Origin of the sequence: Flavobacterium collinsii (genome assembly GCF_946903285.1) — a bacterium.
Taxonomy (GTDB): Bacteria; Bacteroidota; Bacteroidia; order Flavobacteriales; family Flavobacteriaceae; genus Flavobacterium; species Flavobacterium collinsii.
Window position 1 is genome coordinate 3,888,864 of the sequence record NZ_OX336425.1, and the last position, 23,029, is coordinate 3,911,892.

General features: G+C 37.4%; 14 protein-coding genes. 6 read left to right on the top strand and 8 right to left on the bottom strand.

Annotated features, from left to right (window positions below; translation table 11 throughout):
* Positions 1–419 precede the first annotated feature (419 nt).
* Both OGZ34_RS16105 and OGZ34_RS16110 read left to right on the top strand, forming a co-directional pair.
* Complete coding sequence (locus OGZ34_RS16105) at positions 420–1,250, top strand: restriction endonuclease (RefSeq protein WP_263360895.1); 831 nt, start codon at positions 420–422, stop codon at positions 1,248–1,250.
* 1 nt (position 1,251) lies between these two features.
* Complete coding sequence (locus OGZ34_RS16110; RefSeq protein WP_263360896.1) at positions 1,252–2,607, top strand: MBL fold metallo-hydrolase; 1,356 nt, start codon at positions 1,252–1,254, stop codon at positions 2,605–2,607.
* 114 nt (positions 2,608–2,721) lie between these two features.
* On the opposite strand, the gene OGZ34_RS16115 is transcribed toward OGZ34_RS16110, so the two are convergent.
* The 6 genes from OGZ34_RS16115 to OGZ34_RS16140 all read right to left on the bottom strand — a co-directional run bounded on the left by OGZ34_RS16115 (position 2,722) and on the right by OGZ34_RS16140 (position 11,850).
* Entirely contained in the window at positions 2,722–4,146 is a 1,425-nt protein-coding gene (locus OGZ34_RS16115; RefSeq protein WP_263360897.1) for a SusD/RagB family nutrient-binding outer membrane lipoprotein, read from the bottom strand.
* Positions 4,147–4,158: 12 nt separating this feature from the next.
* A complete protein-coding gene (locus OGZ34_RS16120) occupies positions 4,159–7,350 on the bottom strand; it encodes a SusC/RagA family TonB-linked outer membrane protein (RefSeq protein WP_263360898.1) in 3,192 nt (1,063 codons plus the stop codon).
* Positions 7,351–7,948: 598 nt separating this feature from the next.
* Positions 7,949–9,553 (bottom strand): hypothetical protein, encoded by a 1,605-nt coding sequence (locus OGZ34_RS16125; RefSeq protein ID WP_263360899.1) that lies wholly within the window; start codon positions 9,551–9,553, stop codon positions 7,949–7,951.
* Positions 9,554–10,505: 952 nt separating this feature from the next.
* Complete coding sequence (locus tag OGZ34_RS16130; RefSeq protein WP_263360900.1) at positions 10,506–10,895, bottom strand: DoxX family protein; 390 nt, start codon at positions 10,893–10,895, stop codon at positions 10,506–10,508.
* A gap of 99 nt (positions 10,896–10,994) precedes the next feature.
* Positions 10,995–11,432: a VOC family protein gene (locus OGZ34_RS16135; protein WP_281923691.1), complete on the bottom strand. Its 438-nt coding sequence runs from the start codon at positions 11,430–11,432 to the stop codon at positions 10,995–10,997.
* A 10-nt stretch (positions 11,433–11,442) separates the two neighbouring features.
* Positions 11,443–11,850, bottom strand: coding sequence for a VOC family protein (locus OGZ34_RS16140; RefSeq protein ID WP_263360901.1), 408 nt, complete (start codon positions 11,848–11,850; stop codon positions 11,443–11,445).
* A 201-nt stretch (positions 11,851–12,051) separates the two neighbouring features.
* Here OGZ34_RS16140 and OGZ34_RS16145 point away from each other — a divergent pair, with 201 nt between their 5' ends.
* The 4 genes from OGZ34_RS16145 to OGZ34_RS16160 all read left to right on the top strand — a co-directional run bounded on the left by OGZ34_RS16145 (position 12,052) and on the right by OGZ34_RS16160 (position 17,966).
* Complete coding sequence (locus OGZ34_RS16145; protein WP_263360902.1) at positions 12,052–13,032, top strand: GlxA family transcriptional regulator; 981 nt, start codon at positions 12,052–12,054, stop codon at positions 13,030–13,032.
* A gap of 155 nt (positions 13,033–13,187) precedes the next feature.
* The gene (locus OGZ34_RS16150; RefSeq protein ID WP_263360903.1) at positions 13,188–14,795 is read left to right on the top strand and encodes a class I SAM-dependent methyltransferase; all 1,608 of its coding nucleotides are present in this window, start codon (positions 13,188–13,190) and stop codon (positions 14,793–14,795) included.
* 547 nt (positions 14,796–15,342) lie between these two features.
* Positions 15,343–16,875 (top strand): sulfatase-like hydrolase/transferase, encoded by a 1,533-nt coding sequence (locus OGZ34_RS16155; protein ID WP_263360904.1) that lies wholly within the window; start codon positions 15,343–15,345, stop codon positions 16,873–16,875.
* 59 nt (positions 16,876–16,934) lie between these two features.
* Positions 16,935–17,966, top strand: coding sequence for a hypothetical protein (locus OGZ34_RS16160; RefSeq protein ID WP_263360905.1), 1,032 nt, complete (start codon positions 16,935–16,937; stop codon positions 17,964–17,966).
* A 291-nt stretch (positions 17,967–18,257) separates the two neighbouring features.
* Here the strand turns inward: OGZ34_RS16160 and OGZ34_RS16165 are convergent, their stop codons facing one another.
* Together OGZ34_RS16165 and OGZ34_RS16170 are read right to left on the bottom strand one after the other, a co-directional pair.
* Complete coding sequence (locus OGZ34_RS16165; protein WP_263360906.1) at positions 18,258–21,164, bottom strand: S8 family serine peptidase; 2,907 nt, start codon at positions 21,162–21,164, stop codon at positions 18,258–18,260.
* Between the two features lie 598 nt (positions 21,165–21,762).
* Positions 21,763–23,028, bottom strand: a complete 1,266-nt coding sequence (locus tag OGZ34_RS16170; protein ID WP_263360907.1) for an amidohydrolase family protein — start codon at positions 23,026–23,028, stop codon at positions 21,763–21,765.
* Position 23,029 lies beyond the last annotated feature (1 nt).

Here is a 23,029-nt window from a genome sequence, read left to right on the forward strand (position 1 = left end):
ATCGTTGCAAATATAACCTAATTTAGACTCAATAAAAATAATATTTTATAATACTAAAATTCAAACCACTTCTATCTTTCTTAAATTTTAGCTTAAAACGTTGATTATCAAAAATATTTACCGAAATTTGTTTGTACGCTTACTCTTTGTATACTATTTAAAAAATAAACACTTTTAATAGCAATTAAGTTGTAATTGACAGTGTCCTGTTGCCATCTGTAACCGTTCTTCTGCCAACTTACTACCAAATCTTCAATTTTCCTGTTTCAGGAGTAACCGAACGAATAAAGTTCGAAAATTCTATTACCGTTCCCAAAACCTACTATATAAGCAAATGCAGGGAACCTAAACTCAATAGCAACAAGCTGCTGTTTTTCTTTTTTGACAAACAGAATAAGCTCTTAAACGCATTGTCTGTGATGAAAATAACGAAGCACTCTGGACACAAAGTCCCATTCGACAAAGAAAAACTAAAACTTTCTCTCAAAAAATCGGGAGCTGCACCTGATCTTATTCAGGAATCTCTGGGCGAAATCGAAAAGCAAATCTATGATGGTATCACTACCAAAGAAATCTACAAAATGGCCTTTGCTATTCTAAAAAAAGCGGCAAATGGACATGCAGGGCGCTACAATATCAGGCTGGCGCTACAGATGCTTGGTCCGGCTGGTTTTTTCTTTGAGAAATTCATCGCCAGACTATATGCCGCAGACGGTTATAAAGCCAAAATAAATTTAACACTACAAGGAAAATGTGTGTCGCATGAAGTGGATGTGGCGATTATGAAGGAGAATCTAATTACCATGATTGAGTGTAAGTTTCACGGCAGCAAAGAAGGTTCTTCTGATGTAAAAGTACCGATGTACATCCTTTCTCGTTTTAATGACCTTAAGGCAAACCGACACACTATATTTACTAATAATGAAAGTATTAATTCCTGTATTATTGTCACTAACAATCGTTTTACCAAAGACGCGCAGGATTTTGCCAGTTGCAGCGGAATCTCTCTTGTAAGCTGGGATTATCCGCAGGACAATAGTCTTAAAAATAAAATAGACAAAGGAGCGCTCTACCCTATTACCTGTCTCACCACCTTATCACTTGTTGAAAAAGAAAAATTGCTTATTCTGGATCAGATATTGGTAAAAGACCTTATTGACGATCCACAAAGCCTGTCTAAAATAGGACTTAGCCAAAACCGAATCAAAAATATACTACACGAAGCTTCACAAATTTGTAAACTTATTTGATATGAAAGTAAAATTTATAGGAGGTGCAGGAACTGTCACAGGTTCAAAAACACTCATAGAAACTAAAAATAACAGAATATTGATTGATTGTGGTCTTTTTCAGGGGATAAAATCACTTCGGGAACTTAACTGGGATCCTTTACCTGTTTTACCCTCCAGTATCGATTTTGTCCTGCTTACTCATGGTCATCTGGATCATTGTGGCTGGCTTCCCCGGCTGGTAGCTCAGGGTTTTAAAGGCAAAATATACTGTACCGGTCCGACCAAATCGATAGCAAAACTGGTTCTTTTGGACAGTGCTAAAATTCAGGAGGAAGAAGCCGAAAGGGCCAACAAGGATCAATATTCGAAACACACACAGGCTGAGCCGCTTTATACCGTAGAACAGGCTGAGGCTGTGATGTCATTTTTTAAAGTCATCCCTCCTGATACAGCCGTAACGATTGAAGAGGATACCACCGCTGTTTTTGAAAATGCAGGACATATCTTAGGAGCCTGCAGTATTACGCTAACTGTCGAGGGCAAAACTTTAGTGTTTTCGGGCGATATAGGCCGCGATGATGACGTGTTGATGTTTCCGCCAACCAAACCCCTAAAGGCTGATTATATCTTTCTGGAAAGTACCTATGGAAACAAACTGCATCCAAATTTAGATGTAAAAAAAGAACTGGAAACACTGATTAATGCTGCTATAGCACAGAATGAAACCGTAATCATTCCCGGATTTGCTGTAGAGAGGGCCCAATCGGTTATGTTTTTGTTGTGGCAACTCAAACGAGAAGGCAGAATTCCTGATGTTCCGTATATACTCGATACTCCAATGGGCGCCAATGCCCTACATGTTTTTTTAGAGAATTTAAAGTGGCACAAGCTATCTGTTGAGGACTGTCATGACATGGCAAAAATGTTTAGAATTGTTTCCGAATACGAAGAAACACAGCGTATTATTGCAAACCCTCAGCCTAAAGTAGTTCTTGCTGCAAGTGGTATGGCAACTGGTGGGCGGATATTGTCGTATTTTGAACATTATATCAGTCTTGAAAAAACAACTGTTATTTTTGTGGGTTATCAGGCAGAAGGCACTCGCGGAAGAAAACTTCTTGAAGGTGATAAAGAAATTAAAATTTATGGAAACTACTATATTGTAAGAGCCAAAATCTTTCAGATAGAAGGCCTCTCTGCGCATGGAGACCAAAATGATCTTTTAAACTGGCTGTCTGCTCTTAAAAACACGCCTAAGTGTGTCTTTTTAGTACATGGCGAAAATTTGCCGGCTGATGAACTGCGAATTAAAATTCAGAATCGTTACCAGTTTAAATGTAATGTTCCGTTAATGGGAAATGAAATCGAAATTTAGGCTTTGTTTTAATTTTTAACCTTCAAAAGCAAACAGCCCCGCACCATTGGTTTAGTGCAGGGCTGTTTCTCAAAAAAAAACATTTTTTATAAATCAGTTATTTCCAAATAGGATTTAATTGGCATCAAACCATAGTTTTGTAGTCAGCAAATCTTTCCCCTGAGCGGATACTGCGGCCTGGTAGCTTGTTCCGTTCAATGATTGCTCTGTTCCCGGATAAAAGAAACGCGAAGGAATCTGTCCGTTCAAAACTGTAGCCGGACCCGCTTTTAATACCGGATAGTCAAGTCTTCTCCACTCTACAAAAGCGTCAAGACCTTGTCCGTAGAATGCAATCCATTTTTGTGTACCTATCGATTTGGCATAATTGGTTGCATCATATTTCACAGTAGCCTGATTCAAATACTTATTAATAGTTGCTGCATCCGTGATTCCAAATTGGTTGAACGAAGCAGTAATTGCATTTTTGTACAATTGCTCGGCATCTCCACCAATATAACCACGTGCTACCGCTTCTGAAAGGTTAAACAATACCTCGGAGTAAGAAACAATTACAGCCGGTGACGATGAAGTCAGGAAGTAAGTTCCCGGTTTCGACGTTTTAGCAAAACCCTGACTATTAGCATCACTATTGGATAACCCGTTTGCACCCCCCACATATTTACCAACAGTTTGATCTGTAGGCAGCTGAGCGTAAACTGGTAAACGTGGATCTGATAATTCATTTAACTTATCAACCAATGTCTTTGAAATACGAAAATCATCACGAGTTTCAAACCAGGCCGAAGCGGGATTTTGCTGAGGAGAACTCGTATAAGTAAACTTGAAAGTTTCACTATTGTTGCTAATTACTCCCGCAGCATCAGTTGTTGCTTCAATAGCCGCTTGTTTGGCTAATGCCGGTTCTTTATCGGAAATTCTCAATGCGATACGTAAACGAAGTGAATTAACGAGCTTCTTCCATTTTGAAATATCTCCTTTATAAGCCAAATCTCCTGTTACACTTCCGCTTGTCGGATTTAGTAAAGACTGCGCTTGTTTTAAATCTTCCAGCAATCCTGTATAAACTTCTTTTTGCGTATTGTAAGCCGGAGTCACTTTTAGACCCGCTTCTTTATAAGGAATACTTCCGTAAGCATCTGTTAGCAATAAAAATGTCCATGAACGCAGTGTCAGTGCTATTCCTTTATAATTTGGGTTTGCTTGTTGATCTGAAAATTTCAGAATTGTGTTCAAATCTGTAATCAAAGTTGCGTAACCTGTATTCCACAAAGAAGTGAAAGAAGTGTTCGATACATCGTACCTGTCCGGCTCTGTATACTGAATCTTAGCCCAGTGCTGTACAAATAATAAAGAGGCATTAAAGTTATTATCAGAACCCCAGTACAAATCGGCTCCCTGCTTTAGTGTTCCGGTTAATAAATAGGGTGCTAATGGTGTTTCAGTTGCATTTGGATTCTTATTAATATCATCCAGAGTGTCACCACAAGAGGTAAGTGATACCGCAAATAGAGTTATATAGGCTAATTTTTTTAGCATGATTTCTTGTTTTTAAAATTTAAGATTAACATTAAGACTGAAATTTCTGGTAGTTGGCAAAGCTAAGCTCTCCAATCCCTGGGCATTTCCTGTAGTGAAAGCCGTTTCAGGATCAATATTTGGTGCATCTTTATAGATAAATAGCAGGTTACGACCTACTGCAGTAATACTTGCTCCTTCTAATCCTAGTTTCTTAGCAAATTTCTTATTGAAATTATAAGCCAGTTTTACCTCTCTTAGTTTTACAAAAGTCGAACTGTAAATGTAGGCTTCGTTAATGTTGTAAGATGCTTTGTGAAACTCCTGTGCACTAATCACCTGAGAATTTGGGGTTCCGTCAGCATAAACTCCGTTAAAAATAACACCATCATCATATACCGTTGCTCCATTTGGAGCTACACCACCCGTTAACAATGTTTTCGGATTGGCCGAGTTGTTGTTTGGATAATAGTAATTTAAACCTCCATTTGCGGCATCACGGCCTGATAAAGTCTCCGCCAGTACACCGGTATAAGTACCTGTTCTGTTGGTTCCCGAATAAATGTCACCCCCTACACTGGCGTCAATAAGGAATGAAAATTCAAGATTTTTATACGTCAGGGTATTGGTAACACCCGCTAAATAATCCGGAGTATAGTGTCCTAATACTTTTTTTTGCGGATCGGCTTTAGGCAATCCGTTAGCGCCTACTACGATATTTCCGTTTGCATCACGCTGGTAGGCTGTGCCATAAAGAGCACCGTAAGCCTGTCCTACTGAAGCCAATACATCAACACCTCCTGAAGAACCAATTGTATAGTTTTGAATCTGTTTGTCGTAGTCCAAAATCTTTACTTCGCTAATATTCTTCGAGTAATTTACGCCTACATTCCATTTGAAATCCTCCGTTTGAACAGGAGTTCCGTCCAATTGAACTTCTATACCGCGGTTGTTAACTTTACCTGCGTTGATCAATTGCGAGTTGTAACCACTCGAAGCTGTGGTTTTTATTTCCAAAATCTGATCAAAACTATTGGTGTTGTAATACGCCACATCCAAATGCAGTCTGTTTTTCCAGAAAGAAGATTCTATACCTAATTCCGTAGAACGCGTCGTTTCAGGTTTCAGGTTCTCATTCAGTTTTTTCTTAGCTGAGGTTTGAATCGGGTTTCCGTCAAAGGCAGTTTGAAAATCATAAACAGTAGACAATTGGTAAGGATCTGCATCGTTACCTACTTCAGACCAGCCTCCGCGAAGCTTTAAGAAATCAAGTGTATTGCTTTTCAGATTGAAGGCGTCAGAAACTACAAAACTACCGTTAAAGGAAGGATAGAAATAAGAACGGTTGCTGCTTGGTAATGTAGACGACCAGTCGTTACGGGCAGTTACGTTCATGTAAGCATAATTTCTATATCCAAATTGTGCCGAAGCATAAGCGCTGTATACTTTTAATTTTGAAAGCGAATTCGATGACGTTAAAGGGTCTCTCGAATTGGTCAGTGTATACAAATCAGGTACAGCCAGACGTGGTGCTTTTTGATAGTTGTTGGCATCACTGTGGTTACGAATATTGAATCCCGCAAGAGCATCGACACTAAAATCATCGTTTACTTTTTTAGTATAGGTAAAAATCCCCTCCGTGTTTCTTTCGTTTACAGTATAAGCATCTTCTGCATACGATCCAAAAGGCGTTCCGTTTGTACCGTACTTAATCGTGTACTTTCTGCGATCGTTGTAATAATCAACTCCGGTACGGAATTTAAAATTAAGCCCCTCGATAATCTTGGCATCCAAATGAATGTCTCCGATGATACGGTTACGCTGTTGGCTGGTGGTGTTGTAATAGGCATTCCAATACGGATTGCTGTAATAACTGTTGTTCCAGTTCACATCTCTGTTCTTCTGAAGTTCGTTGATGTTTACCTGACGTCCGAACCAAAGAAACTGAAGCATTACACCGGCAGCACGGTTACCCTGTGGTCCACCTGGTAAGGCCGGAGCATCGGTAACAATATAGTTGGCCGTTACCCCTACTTTTATATTTTTAGAGATTTGGTAGTTTGTATTCACCGTAAAGTTTGTTTTATTTACTTCACTGTTGGGTACCGTTCCTAATTGTTTTTGATTGTTTATACCTAAACGGAAATCTGATTTTTCATCCGATTTCGCGATAGAAACGCTATTATCATAAGTGACACCGGTATTAAAAAAGTCCTTTACATTATTCGGATGTGCTACGAAAGGTACAGCAACACCATTGGAGTAAAATTGTGGGATAAGCCTTCCGTCCAGTTTAGGTCCCCAGCTTTCGTCAACTCCGTCATTGATACCGCCCCCTTTACCATCTACAAAGCTGAACTTTCCATTTGATCCTTGTCCAAATGAATTTTGGAATTTAGGTAAAGTAGCCACCTGAGAAATGGTGATTCCAGAGTTTACACTGATCCCTAATCCTTTTTGACTTTTCCCTGATTTTGTTGTGATCAAAACTACCCCATGTGCAGCACGAGATCCGTAAAGAGCCGCCGCATTAGGGCCTTTCAGTACGCTTAATGACTCAATATCTTGCGGATTTAAATCGGCAATTGCATTCTTAAAGTCGCGGGTAGTTCCACCAACACTTCCTAACTGCGAGTTGTCTACCGGAACTCCGTCAACCACAAATAATGGCTGATTGTTTCCGGATATCGAAGTTTCACCACGAATAACGATACGTGAAGATCCCATATCACCCTGCGAATTGGTAATACGAACACCCGCCAGTTTACCACTAAGGCTATTTAAGAAGTTGGTTTCTTTTGTGTCGGACAGCTCCTTACCTTTAAGTGCCTGCGTAGTATATCCTAAAGATTTCTTTTCTTTAGTAATACCCAGTGCTGTAACAACTACTTCTGAAAGAGCATTTTGCTCTTCAGTAAGACTAACGGTAATTGAATTTTCATTGGCTACAATTTCTGTTTTTTTATATCCCAAATAACTTACGATTAAAGTATAAGGAAGTTTTTGCCCGGTTTGAAAATGAAATCTCCCATCCATATCAGTTACAACCCCATGTGTAGTTCCTTTGATATTTACTGAAGCGCCAATAACAGGCTCTTTTGTTACGGCATCAATTACTGTTCCTTCAAGTTTGGACTGAATAAGCGGTTTCGTCTCCTGTGCTTTAATTCCAGTGGAAATCAACAAAATACATAGTGCTATATATCTATTTAATTTTTTTTTCATTACTTTGTTTTAGTTTAATAAATAAGGTGACCGTCGCCGGATATACTCCGCCCGTCCTTTCCTTATAGAGATGTACAATTTCTTTAAGCTTCGCCATTTCTGTTCCCGCAGAAATGGTTTTTTATTAGCTACACATTCGCTTTTTCATTTTCTTTTTTATTTTGGATTACTATTATTTGAATTTGATCTGCAGAATTTCAATCCTGACAACCTATCAAAAATGAATTTTCAGTTTAACTCCTGTTCGCTCAAAAAAGAAACGAATTTGGTAAATTTTATATTCTACTAATTTGATAGAACAAAAGTATATTAAAAATGCGAATGCCAAAATTTTAACTCTTTTTTTTATATAAAAAATGTTAAATAAATTAATCAAAATCCAATAACCAATTCAAAACAAAAGAGTTAATCATTATTGATTGTTTACTTCCTGTGTAAGATTTTTTCTAAAAGGAGAGAAAAGATTCAGCAAAAAAAAGTCGTCTATAGCAGACGACTTTTTTATCAGTAACATTTATTTAATAAATTAGGAATTACAAAGTTTCGAAGGTCTCTTAAAATGTTTTTCTTTAAGCTCTTCTATAAGTAAGACAAACAATTAGGCCGCTATCACCAGGTTTTGTATCAGTTCAAGTTTGATTCTTTCTACTAATACCGCATTGAATTTCGCTTCTCGTAAAACCTCTTCCGGTGATTCGGAATGTACAAAAACTGCCGTGATCAATAATCTGTTAAGCTCTTCATGAGACATCTGATCGCTTATTTTTTCAATTTCTACCTCAAAAGAGTGTCGTTTTTCCGCGTCAGTCCCTGCTTTTGCATAACCTTCCAATAACCATTTAAAAGCTAAAGATTTAATTTTATTACTGTTGGAATTTAACCAAACCTCTCTTTCAACATCATCGTCCGGCTCGCCACGGTAAGGATATTTGTCATCAATAATTCGTTTGGCCTTTATAAGCACCAAAGACGTATCTCCACCTGCATTTGCCATATCCAAAAACAGCTGTTTTTCCTGAATCAACCTCTCGTTAAACGCCCCTATGTACAGTTTAAAAATATAACTTACCTGATCTCCATTATTCACAGGCAGATCATTTTGTTTTAGACTATTTGCTAGTTCCTGAAATTCGACCCAACTTTCATCAAAAAATCCTTTTGAATAACTCAATTGTTTGTACAGCTCTCCAAGACTTTTAGTCGTATCGTTTAATTTGTTTTCGGTACTCTCATACCAGTCCATTAAATCGTTGGCCTCAGCAAGAGTATTAATAATATAATCTATGGAACCAATAATCAATAATATAGCCGCCAGTCCGGCAACAATCCAGCCCAACGGCCCAAGTGCAGTCGCAAGCAGGCCAACAGTCGCTACACCGGCAAAAAAACTGGTTCCTAAAGTAATCCATCCAAAAAGATAAAATTCTTTTTCAGTAAGTGTCTGCAGGTTGAAAGACGAGTCAATTTTTAAATCGGGAAGTCTGGAACTTACCAGATCTATAAAATTACTGTATTCTGTTATCACAGGCAGAATGTTATCCAATACTTCCAAATAATTTTTAGCAATGGCACGAGTCAAGCCAAGCATTCTTAGACACTCGTCGAGTGAAGTTCGAACATTGTCGTATCGCTTTGGATTATCAGGTCGCCAGAATGAACCTGCATCCCTCCTCATCTTTCGAAAATCGGTATCAAAACTAGCCAAACTATCATTAAGAACCGATAGTTTTGTTATGACCTCTTGCGCTGAATCTCTCCCTTCTTTTATAGCATTTAGCGAATAAGATTTATAAAAATTATTACTCATCTCAACAAACACATCACTATAGTAATCATTAGTAGTCTGATCTTTCTTCGTAACAAGCGGAATCCTCGCCTCGTTTCCTTCAAAGAAAAGGCTTAGAATTTTGGAAACATTATCTTTAACTTCCTGCTCTGTAAAATAAGCTTTTTGATCTGGAACCGATGCAGAACGAATCTTGATGTTTTCCGGATTTTTTAAAATTTGGGTCCACTGATCTACTGTATACTGGGCCTGAGGACTTTGTTGTTCTGCTATTGTGGTAACATCAAATACAAGTAGTTTTTCCAATGTATCATCTGTGTATTTCACCATTCTTGAAATGGCTGTAGCATTTGTTTTTGCACCCTTTGCCATGAAGTTCTGTAATACTTCCTGCTTTACGATTTCTTTAACTTCCATAATTTAAATTTGCATTTACCCTACTCGTAGGCTTTTCGGGTTCCGCCCTTATTTTATCTCAATAAAGCAGCTTTATACGGTACAATTTTCTAAGATTATCACTTACTTTTAGTTTGGAAATCTTAGCAGGACTGCCTGTTTAGTTGCTTTTGTAGTAAAGCTACTGCTTGATTCTAATAGAGATAAAAAAGATGCAACGAACGCGGAATTTAATGTCATGTGTCAACTATTTTCTGTTGCAAAGCCTTATAATTACAAGGAAATCTCAGAATAGTAAAGTTTAAAACTTCTGCCGTTGCGTGTAATTAACAACAAATGCTTTAACACATAGAAACATAGATTTTAGATCCGAAAGAAGAACAAAATAGAAATATATTTCTTTCACAGAGAAGGTTATGTGTATTTAAACGAAATAAAATGTATCGTTCCTCTGGAACTTTTTTTGAATACGTTTTATTTTCAACGGATTAAAATCCGTTGCTATAAAATTTGTCGTTCCTTCGGAACTTAATTATACGGTTGTTTTTTGTTGTTAACGGATTACGATCCATGCACCTAAAACAGGAACAGGTGATATATACCGAAATAGATTTTTATAAGATAAAGAATAACGTCATAAAAGAGTCATCGGCTCGAACGATAATATAACGACGGATTTTAATCCGTCACAAAAAATAGGTACAATCATAAAGAGCCATAGGCTCGATTCATATTGTAGCGACGGATTTTAATCCGTCGTAAAAAATAAGCACAACCATAAAAGAGCCGTAGGCTCGATCCATATTATTTATAGATGAATTTCCCCCGTTGAGTATAATTAATTCAACACATCAACACATAGATATATTAGGTGTAAAAAAATACCATCTCTTAATAATATAAAAGTAAAAAAGACGACCTGCATAGCCGTCTCTTTTACTTTTTATAGCTTATTTCTACCGTTTTAACAGGCCTAATAAGCCCCTGAAAGCGCATATTCTTTTTGATACAGTTTTTGATATAGTTTGTATGAAATCACCAATATACCAAGGAAAACTAAAGGTAATATCGCCTGAAACCCGAATCCGTCAACAGCAAAATGGCTGATGCTGGCAAATATAAACACAAAGCCAAAACCGGTGTACGCCCATTCTTTCGCAAATTTTGGTGCTTGCGGAATAATTACGGTTAGAGCTCCAATCACTTTAAAAACTACCAATGCATTGCCAAAATAAGCCGGATACTGCATGTGACTGATTCCTTGCTTGGCAAGCTCAGTTTGTGAAGTTAGGGCCGGAATAATGCCTTCCATAATAAAAATGATAATTGTTGTGGTCCAGAATAGTATTTTATCTTTTTTCATAAGTGTAAAGGTTAGTGGTTAAAAATAGTTTGCTATTAGCTCCTGATTCATAGCTTTTTTTTTAAGGAAGCTTATCCAATTGGGTATAATTATCAAAAACTAATTACACCCAACGGTTAAGGTTTTGTTTTCTTCTGACGAATAACAGAGCATCCACTGATGTCCAAATTTATCCGTAAGGTGTCCGAACAGGGCTCCGAAGAAGGTTTTCTCTAATGGATGGGTAGCCTGACCGTCTTTCGATAAGTCGGCATAAGCCTTTCGTGTTTCCTCTTCACTGTCAAAAGTGAGCATCATCGAAAAGGCATTCCCTTTTGTCAGGTTTTCCGGGGCCATATCCGATCCCATGATCACAAGAGTATCGCTTTTAAGCGTGGCGTGCAAAATACATCTTTTCATTTTCTCCGGCAGGCGTTTCCCTACTGGTGAATCGGCTATCGTTTGTAGCTCGAGTTCACCACCAAGGCATGCTTTGTAAAATAACATTGCATCCTTGCAGTTACCGTTAAATGTTAAATAAGAATTAAGCTGTGCCATTTTGATACTATTATTGTTGTGGGATTTTAGCCAGGTCCATGTATAAAACCTCCCAAAGATGTCCGTCTAAATCTTCAAAGCTACGTTGTTGCATAAAACCGTAATCTTTCGCTTCAGCAGTTTCTTTTCCGCCCGCTTTTAATGCATTATTTTGCATGGTATCAACCTCATCGATACTGTCTACTGACAATGAATTAATTACCGCCGCTTTTTGAAAAGCATTACCAATTTCTTTGTTGGTAAACTCATTGAACTTACTGTGTGTTAATAACATCACATAAATTTCTTCAGTTAAAACCATACAGGCTGCTGTTGCATCTGTAAATTGAGGATTGTTTGTAAATCCAATTGCTGTGTAAAAAGACATTGCTTTTTGTAAATCTGCTACCGGCAGATTGATGAAAATTTTTGTTGCCATTTGTTCTATATTTTTAGTTGTTAATTGATGGTACAAAGATGCAGCAGAAATAACAGACTGCGGATATGCAAAAACGACAACAAAAAGGGCATTTACGACAAACTATCTTTATCTTTGAAATTGTAAAAAGGAAAACGATTTGATTTTTAGGGACTTTGTACAACAAATAAGCCCTTACAGCCAGTTCTAAAAATAAAGAAGATGATAAAAAAAGTAAGTATTCTTGTTCCTGAAAGCTCCGTTCTGCAGGCTATAGCAGATCCACAATATTTATTTTCAGCAGTAAACCAGTTTATGACTGCATCGGGCAAACCCCTACTGTTTGATGTGCAGCTGGTAGGTTTAAAGAAAGAAGTCAAACTCAATAACGGATTGTACTCGGTTAATACGTCTCAACTCACAAAAGAAGTTACAACTACAGATTTAATTGTTATTCCTGCCTTATTTGGAGATATGAAAAGTGCGATTGCTCAAAATCAAGAGCTTTTGCCCTGGATAAACGAACACTATCACAAAGGAGCTGAAGTAGCTTCGCTCTGTGTTGGTGCCTTTTTACTGGCTTCTACCGGTTTATTGGATGGTAAAAAATGTTCTACACATTGGGGTTTTCAAAATGAGTTTCGCGAAATGTTTCCCGAAGTAGAAGTCATCGATGGAAGCATTATCACAGAAGAACACCGGATATATTCCAGTGGTGGTGCACATTCTTATTGGAATCTTCTACTCCACTTAGTCGAAAAGTATACAGACAGGCAAACCGCTATTTTAGCTTCTAAATATTTTGCTATCGATATTGACAGGGACAGTCAGGCTGCTTTTGCGATGTTTCAGGGGCAGAAAAATCACAACGACGAAGCAATTAAACAGGTACAGGACTTTATTGAAGACAATATACAGGAGAAAATTACAATTGATGAATTAGCTGATCTGGTGCTATTGGGAAGAAGGAGTTTTGAACGACGCTTTAAAGCCGCTACCAACAATTCTGTTTTAGAATACATCAATCGGGTGAAAATTGAGTTTGCCAAAAAAAGCTTCGAAAACAGCCGCAAAAATATCAATGAGGTAATGTACGATGTAGGTTATACCGATACAAAAGCATTTCGTACCATTTTTAAAAAAGTAACAGGTCTAAATCCGATCGAGTATCGCAATAAATACAACAAAATGGCTGTAAACTAGTCTTTATTTTCTAAACAGATTTGGTAAATTAGAAAGAATTCATTCTACATAATACAATGCAACAGAAATCTTAAATTGACCATTAAAAAAACGAAAAAAGTATTGATCTTCAGTTAAAAAAATCACTATTTTTAACGAACCATGATTCTTATACTATGACCGATAAATCACAACTACGAAGTTCAATTTTCAGACATCTTGACGGCTTAGCTGTTGCTCCCGTAGCGATAGCACTAAAAAACAATGCCGTTTTAGAGTATATACTAAACAAAAAACAAATACAATTATCAGAGCTGGTAACTGTTTTTAAAGCAAATGAAGGCTATTTGAATGTTGGTTTGAGAATTTTGGCTTCTCAGGGCTTTTTAGATTATGAAGTCGATAACCGTTCACAGGAAATTACGATCTCCATCAATGTAAGGACAGAAATGGCTTTTTCATTGTTTTATCTCTATCAGGATGTTGTTGATCTGCTTCAGTTTTCGGTGCAGTTTCATCCGCGTCTTTTTGAAGATGTACCCTTCGAAAAACTCAATATTATTTTTGAAAAATATAAGAAAAGGTATGGTATTGAACCTTCTGATGATCCTTTGGAAAATAGTCTTCAGGAACAGATTTTAAAACATATAGAAGGCTATTTGATAGGTCCGACAATTGTTCGTCTGGCAATGAAAGGGATGTTTCACAAATATTTCATGGAAACTTCATTCCAGCCCGAAGAGTTTCATAAATCTCCTGAAAATTTTAAAAAAATACTGGACTTTTTTGTGCATCTTGGATGGTTTTTGGAAAAAAATGGCAACTACCAATTTACAGAAACGGGTCTTTTTTATGCCAAAAGAGCCAGTGCCTATGGCGTAACGGTTTCGTATTTGCCAACATTTGCTAAAATTGAGGAATTAATCTTTGGTGATCCAGCGGTACTAAGAATGATAACCGATGGCGAAAACGAAATTCATGTTGACCGTGAAATGAACGTTTGGGGAAGCGGTGGTGCTCACGACACTTATTTTAAAGTTGTAGATGAAATTATAGTTACTCTTTTCAACCTGCCAATCGAACAACAACCTAAAGGAATTCTTGATATGGGCTGTGGTAATGGCGCTTTTCTACAGCATATTTTTGAAGTAATCGACCGACAAACGTTGCGTGGAAAAATGCTCGACGAATATCCCTTATTTTTGGTTGGAGCCGATTATAATCAGGCAGCACTGAAAGTAACCAGAGCCAATCTTATCAAGGCCGACATTTGGGCAAAGGTAATTTGGGGGGATATCGGACGTCCGCAACTACTTTCGGAAGATCTTAAAGAAAACTACAATATTGACCTGAAGGATTTGCTTAACGTAAGAACTTTTCTAGATCACAATCGAATCTGGAAAGATCCGGAACACATCGACAAAGACAGAATTAGTGCGTCTAACGGTGCATTTGCCTACAGAGGAAAAAGAATCAGTAACAATCTGGTCGAAGATAATCTTCTGGAACATTTGCAAAAGTGGTCTCCTTATGTACACAAATTTGGTTTACTGCTGATTGAACTACATACCATAGATCCAAAGCTTGCTGCCGACAATATCGGAAAAACTCCTGCTACAGCTTATGATGCTACTCATGGTTTTTCGGACCAGTATATTGTTGAAATAGATGTTTTTAATAAAGTTGCCGCAGAAGCGGGGTTATTCCCTGATAAATCAATTTTCAAACGATTTCCGGATGCTGATATCGCGACCGTAAGTATCAATTTATTAAAAGGACGTTAGAGCGGTAGTCTCATTAAACAGGTGCCGTTATTTTAAAATCATTTGATTCAAAAACCTTCAAAGACACTAGTCTTTGAAGGTTTTTGATTTTTAAGACATTTAGAACTTCACGCTTCTAATTTAAAACTTCTGCTTCCTCTGGAGTATGATATCAAAATTATACAGACAGTTTTTTCATTATACTTCTCATTCAAACAAAATTTTTCTATTAAAGATTCTACAGACCGCTATTGGTCGTTCAATAGAAAGCATTTCATTATCAAATCCTATACCTCTATAAAACAGGTATTTATACGTAATTTAAATCTACTTAGTTATTGTAATTTTATTCTTATTAATCAAATCGATAGTTTGATTAAAACACTGCATACAGGCCTTTTGTGATTTACTCCACACACGCATCTTAACATCCTTTCTCCACGCCCAGATTTTATACAGCCTTCAAAGCAACTCCCTTTTTAGATTATTTCAAACTGACCTATCATTATTGACTACTCGTCATTATATCAACAATTACAATTTTTATTAACCCCTTAAACCACAAACAATGAACCTAAAAGAAAAACTTAACGAGATTGGCCAAAAGCCGGACATGATTTTAATTATTACCGACGAGCAGCGCGCTACTCAACATTTCCCACCGGGATGGGAGGAAGAAAACCTTCCTACACTGACTTTTCTAAAAAAGAATGGTTTTAGTTTCGACCGTGCATTTTGCAACACCTGCATGTGCTCCCCTAGCCGTTCTACCCTGTTTACAGGCTTGTATCCTGCGAAACATGGCGTAAGCCAAACCCTGACCGAAGGCGGTCTGTTGTCGCCTCAGGAGCCTACGCTTAGCAATGCACTACCCAATATTATGAATACACTTTGGGCTGATGGCTATGATGTGCAATACCGGGGAAAATGGCACATGAGTAAAGGTGTCGCTCCTAATGGAACTAAAACAAACTACGAGGATTTAACGGCTGCCGATATTTCACTCTTTGGAGCTATGGGCTGGATTGCTCCTGACGCCGGTGAAGATGTCAATCCGCTTAATTTTGGAGGCGGATATGCCAATCATGATGCAAGGTATACGGCCGAAGCTATTCAATATCTAAAGAAAGTAAGAGCACAAAGAGCCGCAGGAAACCATAAACCCTATTGTCTTATTCTGTCTCTCGTAAATCCGCACGATGTATTGGCTTATCCAAAAACAGCAGGTACATCAGGATACCATCCGGAAAGTTGGCTGGGTCGAGAGATAGGTATTCCCGCTACCGTAAGTGAAAATCTACTCGAGAATAAAAAACCAATGGCACAGGAACAAATCCTGATCAATATGGCTTTAAGTCTCGGAGCAGTAAATAGCACCGAAGACAAACTGAATTATATCAATTTCTACGGTTATTTATTAAGTCTCGCGGATAAACAATATGGTTATCTGATTGACGAACTGTATAAGGAAGATGAAAATGGACATAAACTGGCCGATTCTGCAATCGTTACCATGACATCCGATCATGGCGAAATGGGGCTCGCTCATGGCGGATTACGTCAGAAAACTTTTGTTGCGTATGAAGAAGCTTTAAGAGTACCACTTGTTATATCAAATCCGATTCTGTTTAAGGATCATCCTGTCAAACACTCTATTAACTTAGCAACACTAGCAGATGTTTTTCCTACTTTTATTGAGATGACTAATGTTTCCAATCCGCCAACAGGGCTTGCAGGTACGAGTCTGTTGCCTATAATGGAGGACAATACACCGGTTCAGCATAGTCTTTTGTTTACTTATGATGATATTAAGGCAGGGTCAAATAGTACATGGACCATCGTAAGAGCGGCCAACCGCATTCGCTGCATCAGAACCGAAAAATGGAAATTTGACTACTATTTTGATGCCGCTACAGCCTATTTTAAACAATATGAGCTCTATGATTTAGTTAATGACCCGCTGGAAATTACAAATCTTGCCTACGATCCGGCTTATAGTGAGATCAGACACGAACTAGAAGAGCAATTGCACCAACTGGAGGTAGAAAAACTTTGGGTAAACGCTCCAAAAGATGTCTATAGTACCACAACATTTAACTAAAAGTAACTACAGGACACAGTTGTAAAAAAGTATAAAGCAATAATCTAAAAAGAAAAATTATGTCAGAAAATATAAATCTGGAAGTCAATACTGCAAAGTATACCGATTTCAATTATCCTAATGGTGGAGAAACCAGTATACAAGGTATAAGAGGCGTAACGGGATCTGAAAATGTATACATTTCAGGCAGTTTGATAGGTCTTAATGATATTGTTCAGGGCTTAATCTATGAAGGCCCAATTAATGGTAGTGGCAATAAAGGTAAATGGAACATTATAAATTTTCCAAGTACACCAACAGCAACGGTTATCAATACCTCTTGTTACGGCCCTAATAACGGACATGATGGCAAAGTGCAATTAGTTGGTTCCTATAAAATCTCTGCCTCTACCGGTAAAGCTCCGAGCGGAAATCTTGGTTTTTATTACGAAGGACCAGTGGACGGTTCAGGAACCTGGGTTCAGGTGTCACCAAATGGCGGTAATACCAATAATGTATTTGTTCATAGTATAATGGGCGGAATCGCTGTTGGGAATTATGATGTTGAGAAAGACAAAAATGGATATGCATTTCTGTATGATGTTGCCACTAAAGAATATATTGATTTTAAAGTTCCCGATTCCTTAACAACTACCTTGTATGGTATCTGGCACAATGGCGGTGATCATTACACTATGGCAGGTGGTTATTCGAGTGCTAAACTGGGGGAAATAAGCCAGGCTTTTCTGGTTGATTATAATTCCAAAACGCAGAAAACAAGTAATTTAAAATCGTTTAGTTATAAGAATGAAACAGCTCTTTCTGTCGTTACGCATTTTGAAGGTATTACTGCTGCCAAAGATAATGGTTATCATATGCCGTCTGACTGGATTAGTATTAACGGAAAAGAGATGGGAGCTTCTTTTGTTGCTGTAAATCGAAATTCAGATGGGTCGTTTGGAGAAGCCAACTGGATAGATATTGATTTTCCGGATGCTAACAGTACAAGTGCTAATACGGCTTATCAAAATAGTATTTTAGGCGTTTATACGCTTAAAAATGATTCGGATACCCTAACAGTGTCTTCGTATGTTGCAAAAGTTCATCCGTGAAGATAGAGCAATACTCATTTAAAAAAGTCTTTTAAATGATTCTAGTTTTTTTAGTAAGCGGTTAAGTTGAAAATCTTTCATCTTAACCGCTTATATTTTTCCTGCAGATTACTTTGTCTCTTTGCTATCGCCCTGTCGGGTATTTCTTTTATTGGTTTATAGCTTTATAACTTATCTACCAATCCTTATCATTAATTAATGATAAAAAAAATCGTCTCAACTTTTACATTGAGACGACTTTCTTCATTTTCATACATTCCTTAAAAGGATAAGTACTTCAATAGAAAAATATTAGTTTTTAATTATTTTTCTCGTCACTACTTTTCCGTTATCAGAAATAAACTGAACGATATAAATTCCGGGAGCTTGTTTGGAGATGTTCACACTAAACTCTTTTTGTTTATTCGTTTTTTCTTCAAAAACAACACTATTGAAAACACTTGTTATTTTTAAAGTTCCCTGTTCCTCGTTGTTGATTCCTACTTTAAATATTCCGTTTGTTGGATTTGGATAAATGGTAACAATTCGGGATTCAGCAGCTTCAACTAGTGATGTTGCACCAGCTTTAGTATTGGCTTTAGCTTTTACCAGTGCAAAACGTTCCCCTCCTTCAAGTTCTCCGCTTTTGGCATCTTCCTGAACAAGGTCTAAGGTAATTTGTTCTTCAACCGGGAAGTCTTTTGCAACTTTGAAATCAAATGTAATTCCGAAAGTTTCATCTATATCGATTGGTAAATTTGCTATGGATGCATCTCTGGAGGCAATAAGGATTTTATTTTTATCTAAAATCTGTACTCCTTTCAAGCTTCCATTGGCCTGTGCTCTTTCAAATAATTTCGGATCCAGTGTCGCTTCGATGGTACCGCCTAACTCAAAGAAATTATTCTTCAACTGTTCATTAAATCCTTTGTCAACAAATCTTACATTGATGTTTTTAGATCTGATTCCTCTAATAAATACAGCTGTTGGAGGAACAAAATCGGTCGTGTTCAGGTTGTAAACACTTAAATTTTTCCAGGCAATATTGTTGTTGTTTTTGGTATTAACCGCAATACTAACATTGTTTTGCTCATTAAACATAGGATCTTCTGATGATTCTATTCTTGCAGCTAAACAAAAATGATGTACATCGTAAGTGAAATCAGCAGGATTTGGCGGATACCAAGGAATAACCACCGTAGCATTTCCACCTGCAGCAATTGCCGGGATAGCTACCTCTCCAATGTAATCACCATGTAATACTGGTCCTACATAAAAATTAACAAAGTTCGTAGGCCATGTTAATCCTGAAGAAGCTTTTGCAAAATACAGTTTCACTTTTCCGGAAGCACTGGCAACGGTTCCTTTATTCGTAACTTTAACGTAAACTCCGTTTGGAGAACTTAATTTAAACTCAGGGTTTTCATGTGCAGTTCCTCCGTCAATCGTTTGTCTTACCCAGATATCATCACTGATCCACATAGGTCCTGAATCCGGATTAGGCTGTAATCCAACATCAAACAGTCTGTCTTTGATGTAAAGATCCGGTACTGTAATTCCGGTCACAACTGTTGAGAAATTCTGACTTCCATTTACCAAACTTCCTTTATGAGTTACGGTTATGGTATACGTTCCGGCTGCTCCAACAATTCTGATTCGCTCAAATGGATCTCTGGTATTATCGCCTAATCCGTTTGTTGTTGCTGTTAATAATCTATATGGAAAATTAGTACCAGCTCCATTGGTTACACGAATATCTAAATCATTTATCAATTTTGCCGTACCAATATTTGGTGTACTGCCGGAATAAGCAACACCGGCAGGATCTGTCCAGGAAATAGAAGCAATTAACGGATTAACACCATCTGAGGTTACCGACAATGTATAGGTACCTCCGTTAACCAGTGTACTTTCCTGAACGATAGATGCTGTTCCGTTTTTTGTAATGGTTTCCGCTGCAAATTTTGCATTCAATAAACCCCATCCAAAAATAGCATCAGGACCAACAGCTCCCGCGTCGTCTGCTGTGTGCAAAGCCAATCCTTTTAGAGTGGCAGCACGCATAAAGTTTCCGGTCAGATTTTTATAATGCTGTTGCAATAAAAGTAAAGTTCCGGTTACGTTTGGAGCTGCCATTGAAGTTCCACTGGCATTACCATAACTGCTATTGGTTAATGGTGTTACCGGATTTGTAAGTGTGGCTGTGGAATAAACGGAGGCTCCGTTTCCGGCAAGATCCGGTTTGATTCTCAAATCGTCTGTAGGTCCCTGACTGCTGGACCCGCTAATGGTAACGCTTGTTAAAGCTCCTGTTGAACTTATCACAGCATCGTTAGCATTAGCAATCACCAGATTGTTTTTAGAAGTCGAAAATCCTGTAAGTTTGTCGTAAGCGGTGAAACCTCCTAACGGACTTGTATTTGCAGTGTTATCACCACCATCATTTCCGGCTGATTTCACCTGCAGGTAGTAAGGAGCATTAAACATCAGATTGTCCCAGTCTCTGGCGGTAGTTTGATAAGCACCAAACTGCCAAGGAGCTATCAGAACCCCTCCGGAAGCATTTCTTGTGGCCCATCCATAAGAATGATTGGAGATCAACATTCCGTTTGCCGCTGCTGTAGTGGCTTCAGTCAAATCGTTAGTCCATTCGTTAGTTCTGGCATTTCCCTGAAAGGCCATTCCTTTGGACGCCGCTACAGTACCTGCCGCAACAATAGTACCTGTTACGTGATTGGCGTGTTGACTGTTGTTACTTCCGGCAACAATAGTAGTAACCCCATCATTAATGGACACTCTTCCGCCAAACTCATTGTGAGTAGGAAGTGTAGCACCGCCATCCCAAACATAAGCCGTCATGTTTTGTCCGTTAAGGTTCAATCCTAAACCACCACCGGAATTCAAGTAATTTGCTCGTGTGGATTTTGCGGCATTTACATTTTCAGTAGCAAAATAAATAGGCGTTTTACCATCGGTACTTACATCTACTAATTCGCTTGTGGTTCCATTTTTATTACTAAAGGAAGTGCGCCAACCATTAGCTTTCGCAAGATTACTGATTCTTTGTTTCTTCTGGTCGGCCTCGGTTTGGTATCTCTGACTCAGAGACTGTAGTTCAGACACATTACTTCCGGACCTAATTTTTGCAATATCATTCTGGGTTTGTGCGTAAGTGGCTCCACAGACACACAGTAACATAATTTTGTATAAATTTTTCATATAATTTGATTTAAGGGGTTAATCATTTTTTATATCTCAAAAATCTGTACAAACAAAAGGAGGGCTTCTAGTTTCCATAATTTGAATTATTTAAAGGTTAATAAAATAGGTAGCATGTTGTAAGACTTGACTGAATAGTAAGCCATAGTATGATTTACCTACAAAACGTCTAATTATTTGTAGGATTTTATTTCAAACATAACAAAACTCGTTAAACCAAACGAGGTGAAAAAGAGTATAAATACCTGATTTAAAGCTAATTGATCACAAATTAGTTTCTTATTAAAAAAAACACAAGCTCAAGCAGAATTGTAAGAATTACAGTTCTAAATATAAGTTTTTGAACTTGTTGCTCGTCAAGTTGACTACAAAGACATAATTCAGTTTCTAAATGACTTAGCAAAACTGAAAATATTATGAAAAATAAGTAGAGACATATCCCCCAAAAAAAACCTCCAAAATCAATTGATCTTGAAGGTTTAAAGATTTTATGCTATTCTTTTGAATAATTAGCTTGTATATTAAAATTTATGGCAATTAAAAAAAATTATCGTTTTTATTAATGTAGATAACTTTGAACATTTCAGTTATTTCTCCATTAATAATACTTGCTTTTTAAATAACTGTTAATGTTGTTCTTTGCCATTTGATCCCATAATGAATTTCCATTTTGAAGTGTAGCTTTCGAAGCATAATTTCTAAAACCCTGAACAGCTACCTGCTCCAGACTGTCCTTTTCGGTCATAAAATAATCGGTTCCGAACAATATCTGATTTCCATATGATTTATCAACCTCTTTATAAAATACTTCATAAAGATCATTATTCTCTTTTAAAAGACATTCTGCTACATCATACGATATATCTGTATAAACATTTGAATGCTGAGACATTAGATTTTGTATCTGATTGAACCAGTTCTTTCTTAACACGCCATAAGGATTAAGTTGATTGCTCTCTTTATTATTATCTCTTGTTGCCTGTATTTGCTTTACACCACCAAAGTGCGCAAAACATATTTTAAGGTCTTTAATTTGATTTAACATTGATTCGTAAGAATGTGGCTCGAGAAAATAAGAGCAACTGCTTTTACAGCTGTTTCGGCTTTGTTCTTTAAAAAGATTGCCTAACCAGCCTCCCTTCTCCTCAATAAATTTAGGTACTCCATATACGTTTCCGGTATAAGGATCAACGGGGTTAAGGTTACGTATAATATAATCTTTATCATAATTATAAATTCCGCCTAAATAATAGGTATGTGTCATTATCGGCACACCGTTGTCAGCGGCCCATTCCATGGTTTTTTTCAGTTTTGCATCAAAAGCATAATGACCGGTACTCGGATACATTTTTAATCCCTGAAAAGGATAAATATAGGTTCCGCCTACTTCGATTTTAGTTTCAAAATAGCGCTCTACCGTTTTTTGAATTTCGTCACCGCTGCTTTTCCATCTTGGATCGAGTCCGAAAAAAGGCAAAATGTTAGTTGGGTATTTTCTTTTTATATCAATCACTTCTTCAATTTGCCCTTCAAATCCGCTAACTGATCTGCCAACACCCAAATATTCTAAGTTCTGACATAGTGTAACAAACTGAAATGTTTCATTTGGATATCTGGACATCAGATCTTCAAAAATATCAGTCTGATATTTACTTTTACCAATTTGCAGGAATGTTGCATATCTTTTAGCCATTCCTTTATTTCCACTGGCCAAAAGCCTGATTGTCCAGGCACCAAGATCAGTATTGGTAAAATTGTCAACTCCTTTTGCCAAAAACGGTGGCAAGTATAATTCCAGGAAATTTTTCGGCGCATTATTCATCGTGAATATATGCGTGTGAGCATTTTTATAATTATTATTCATG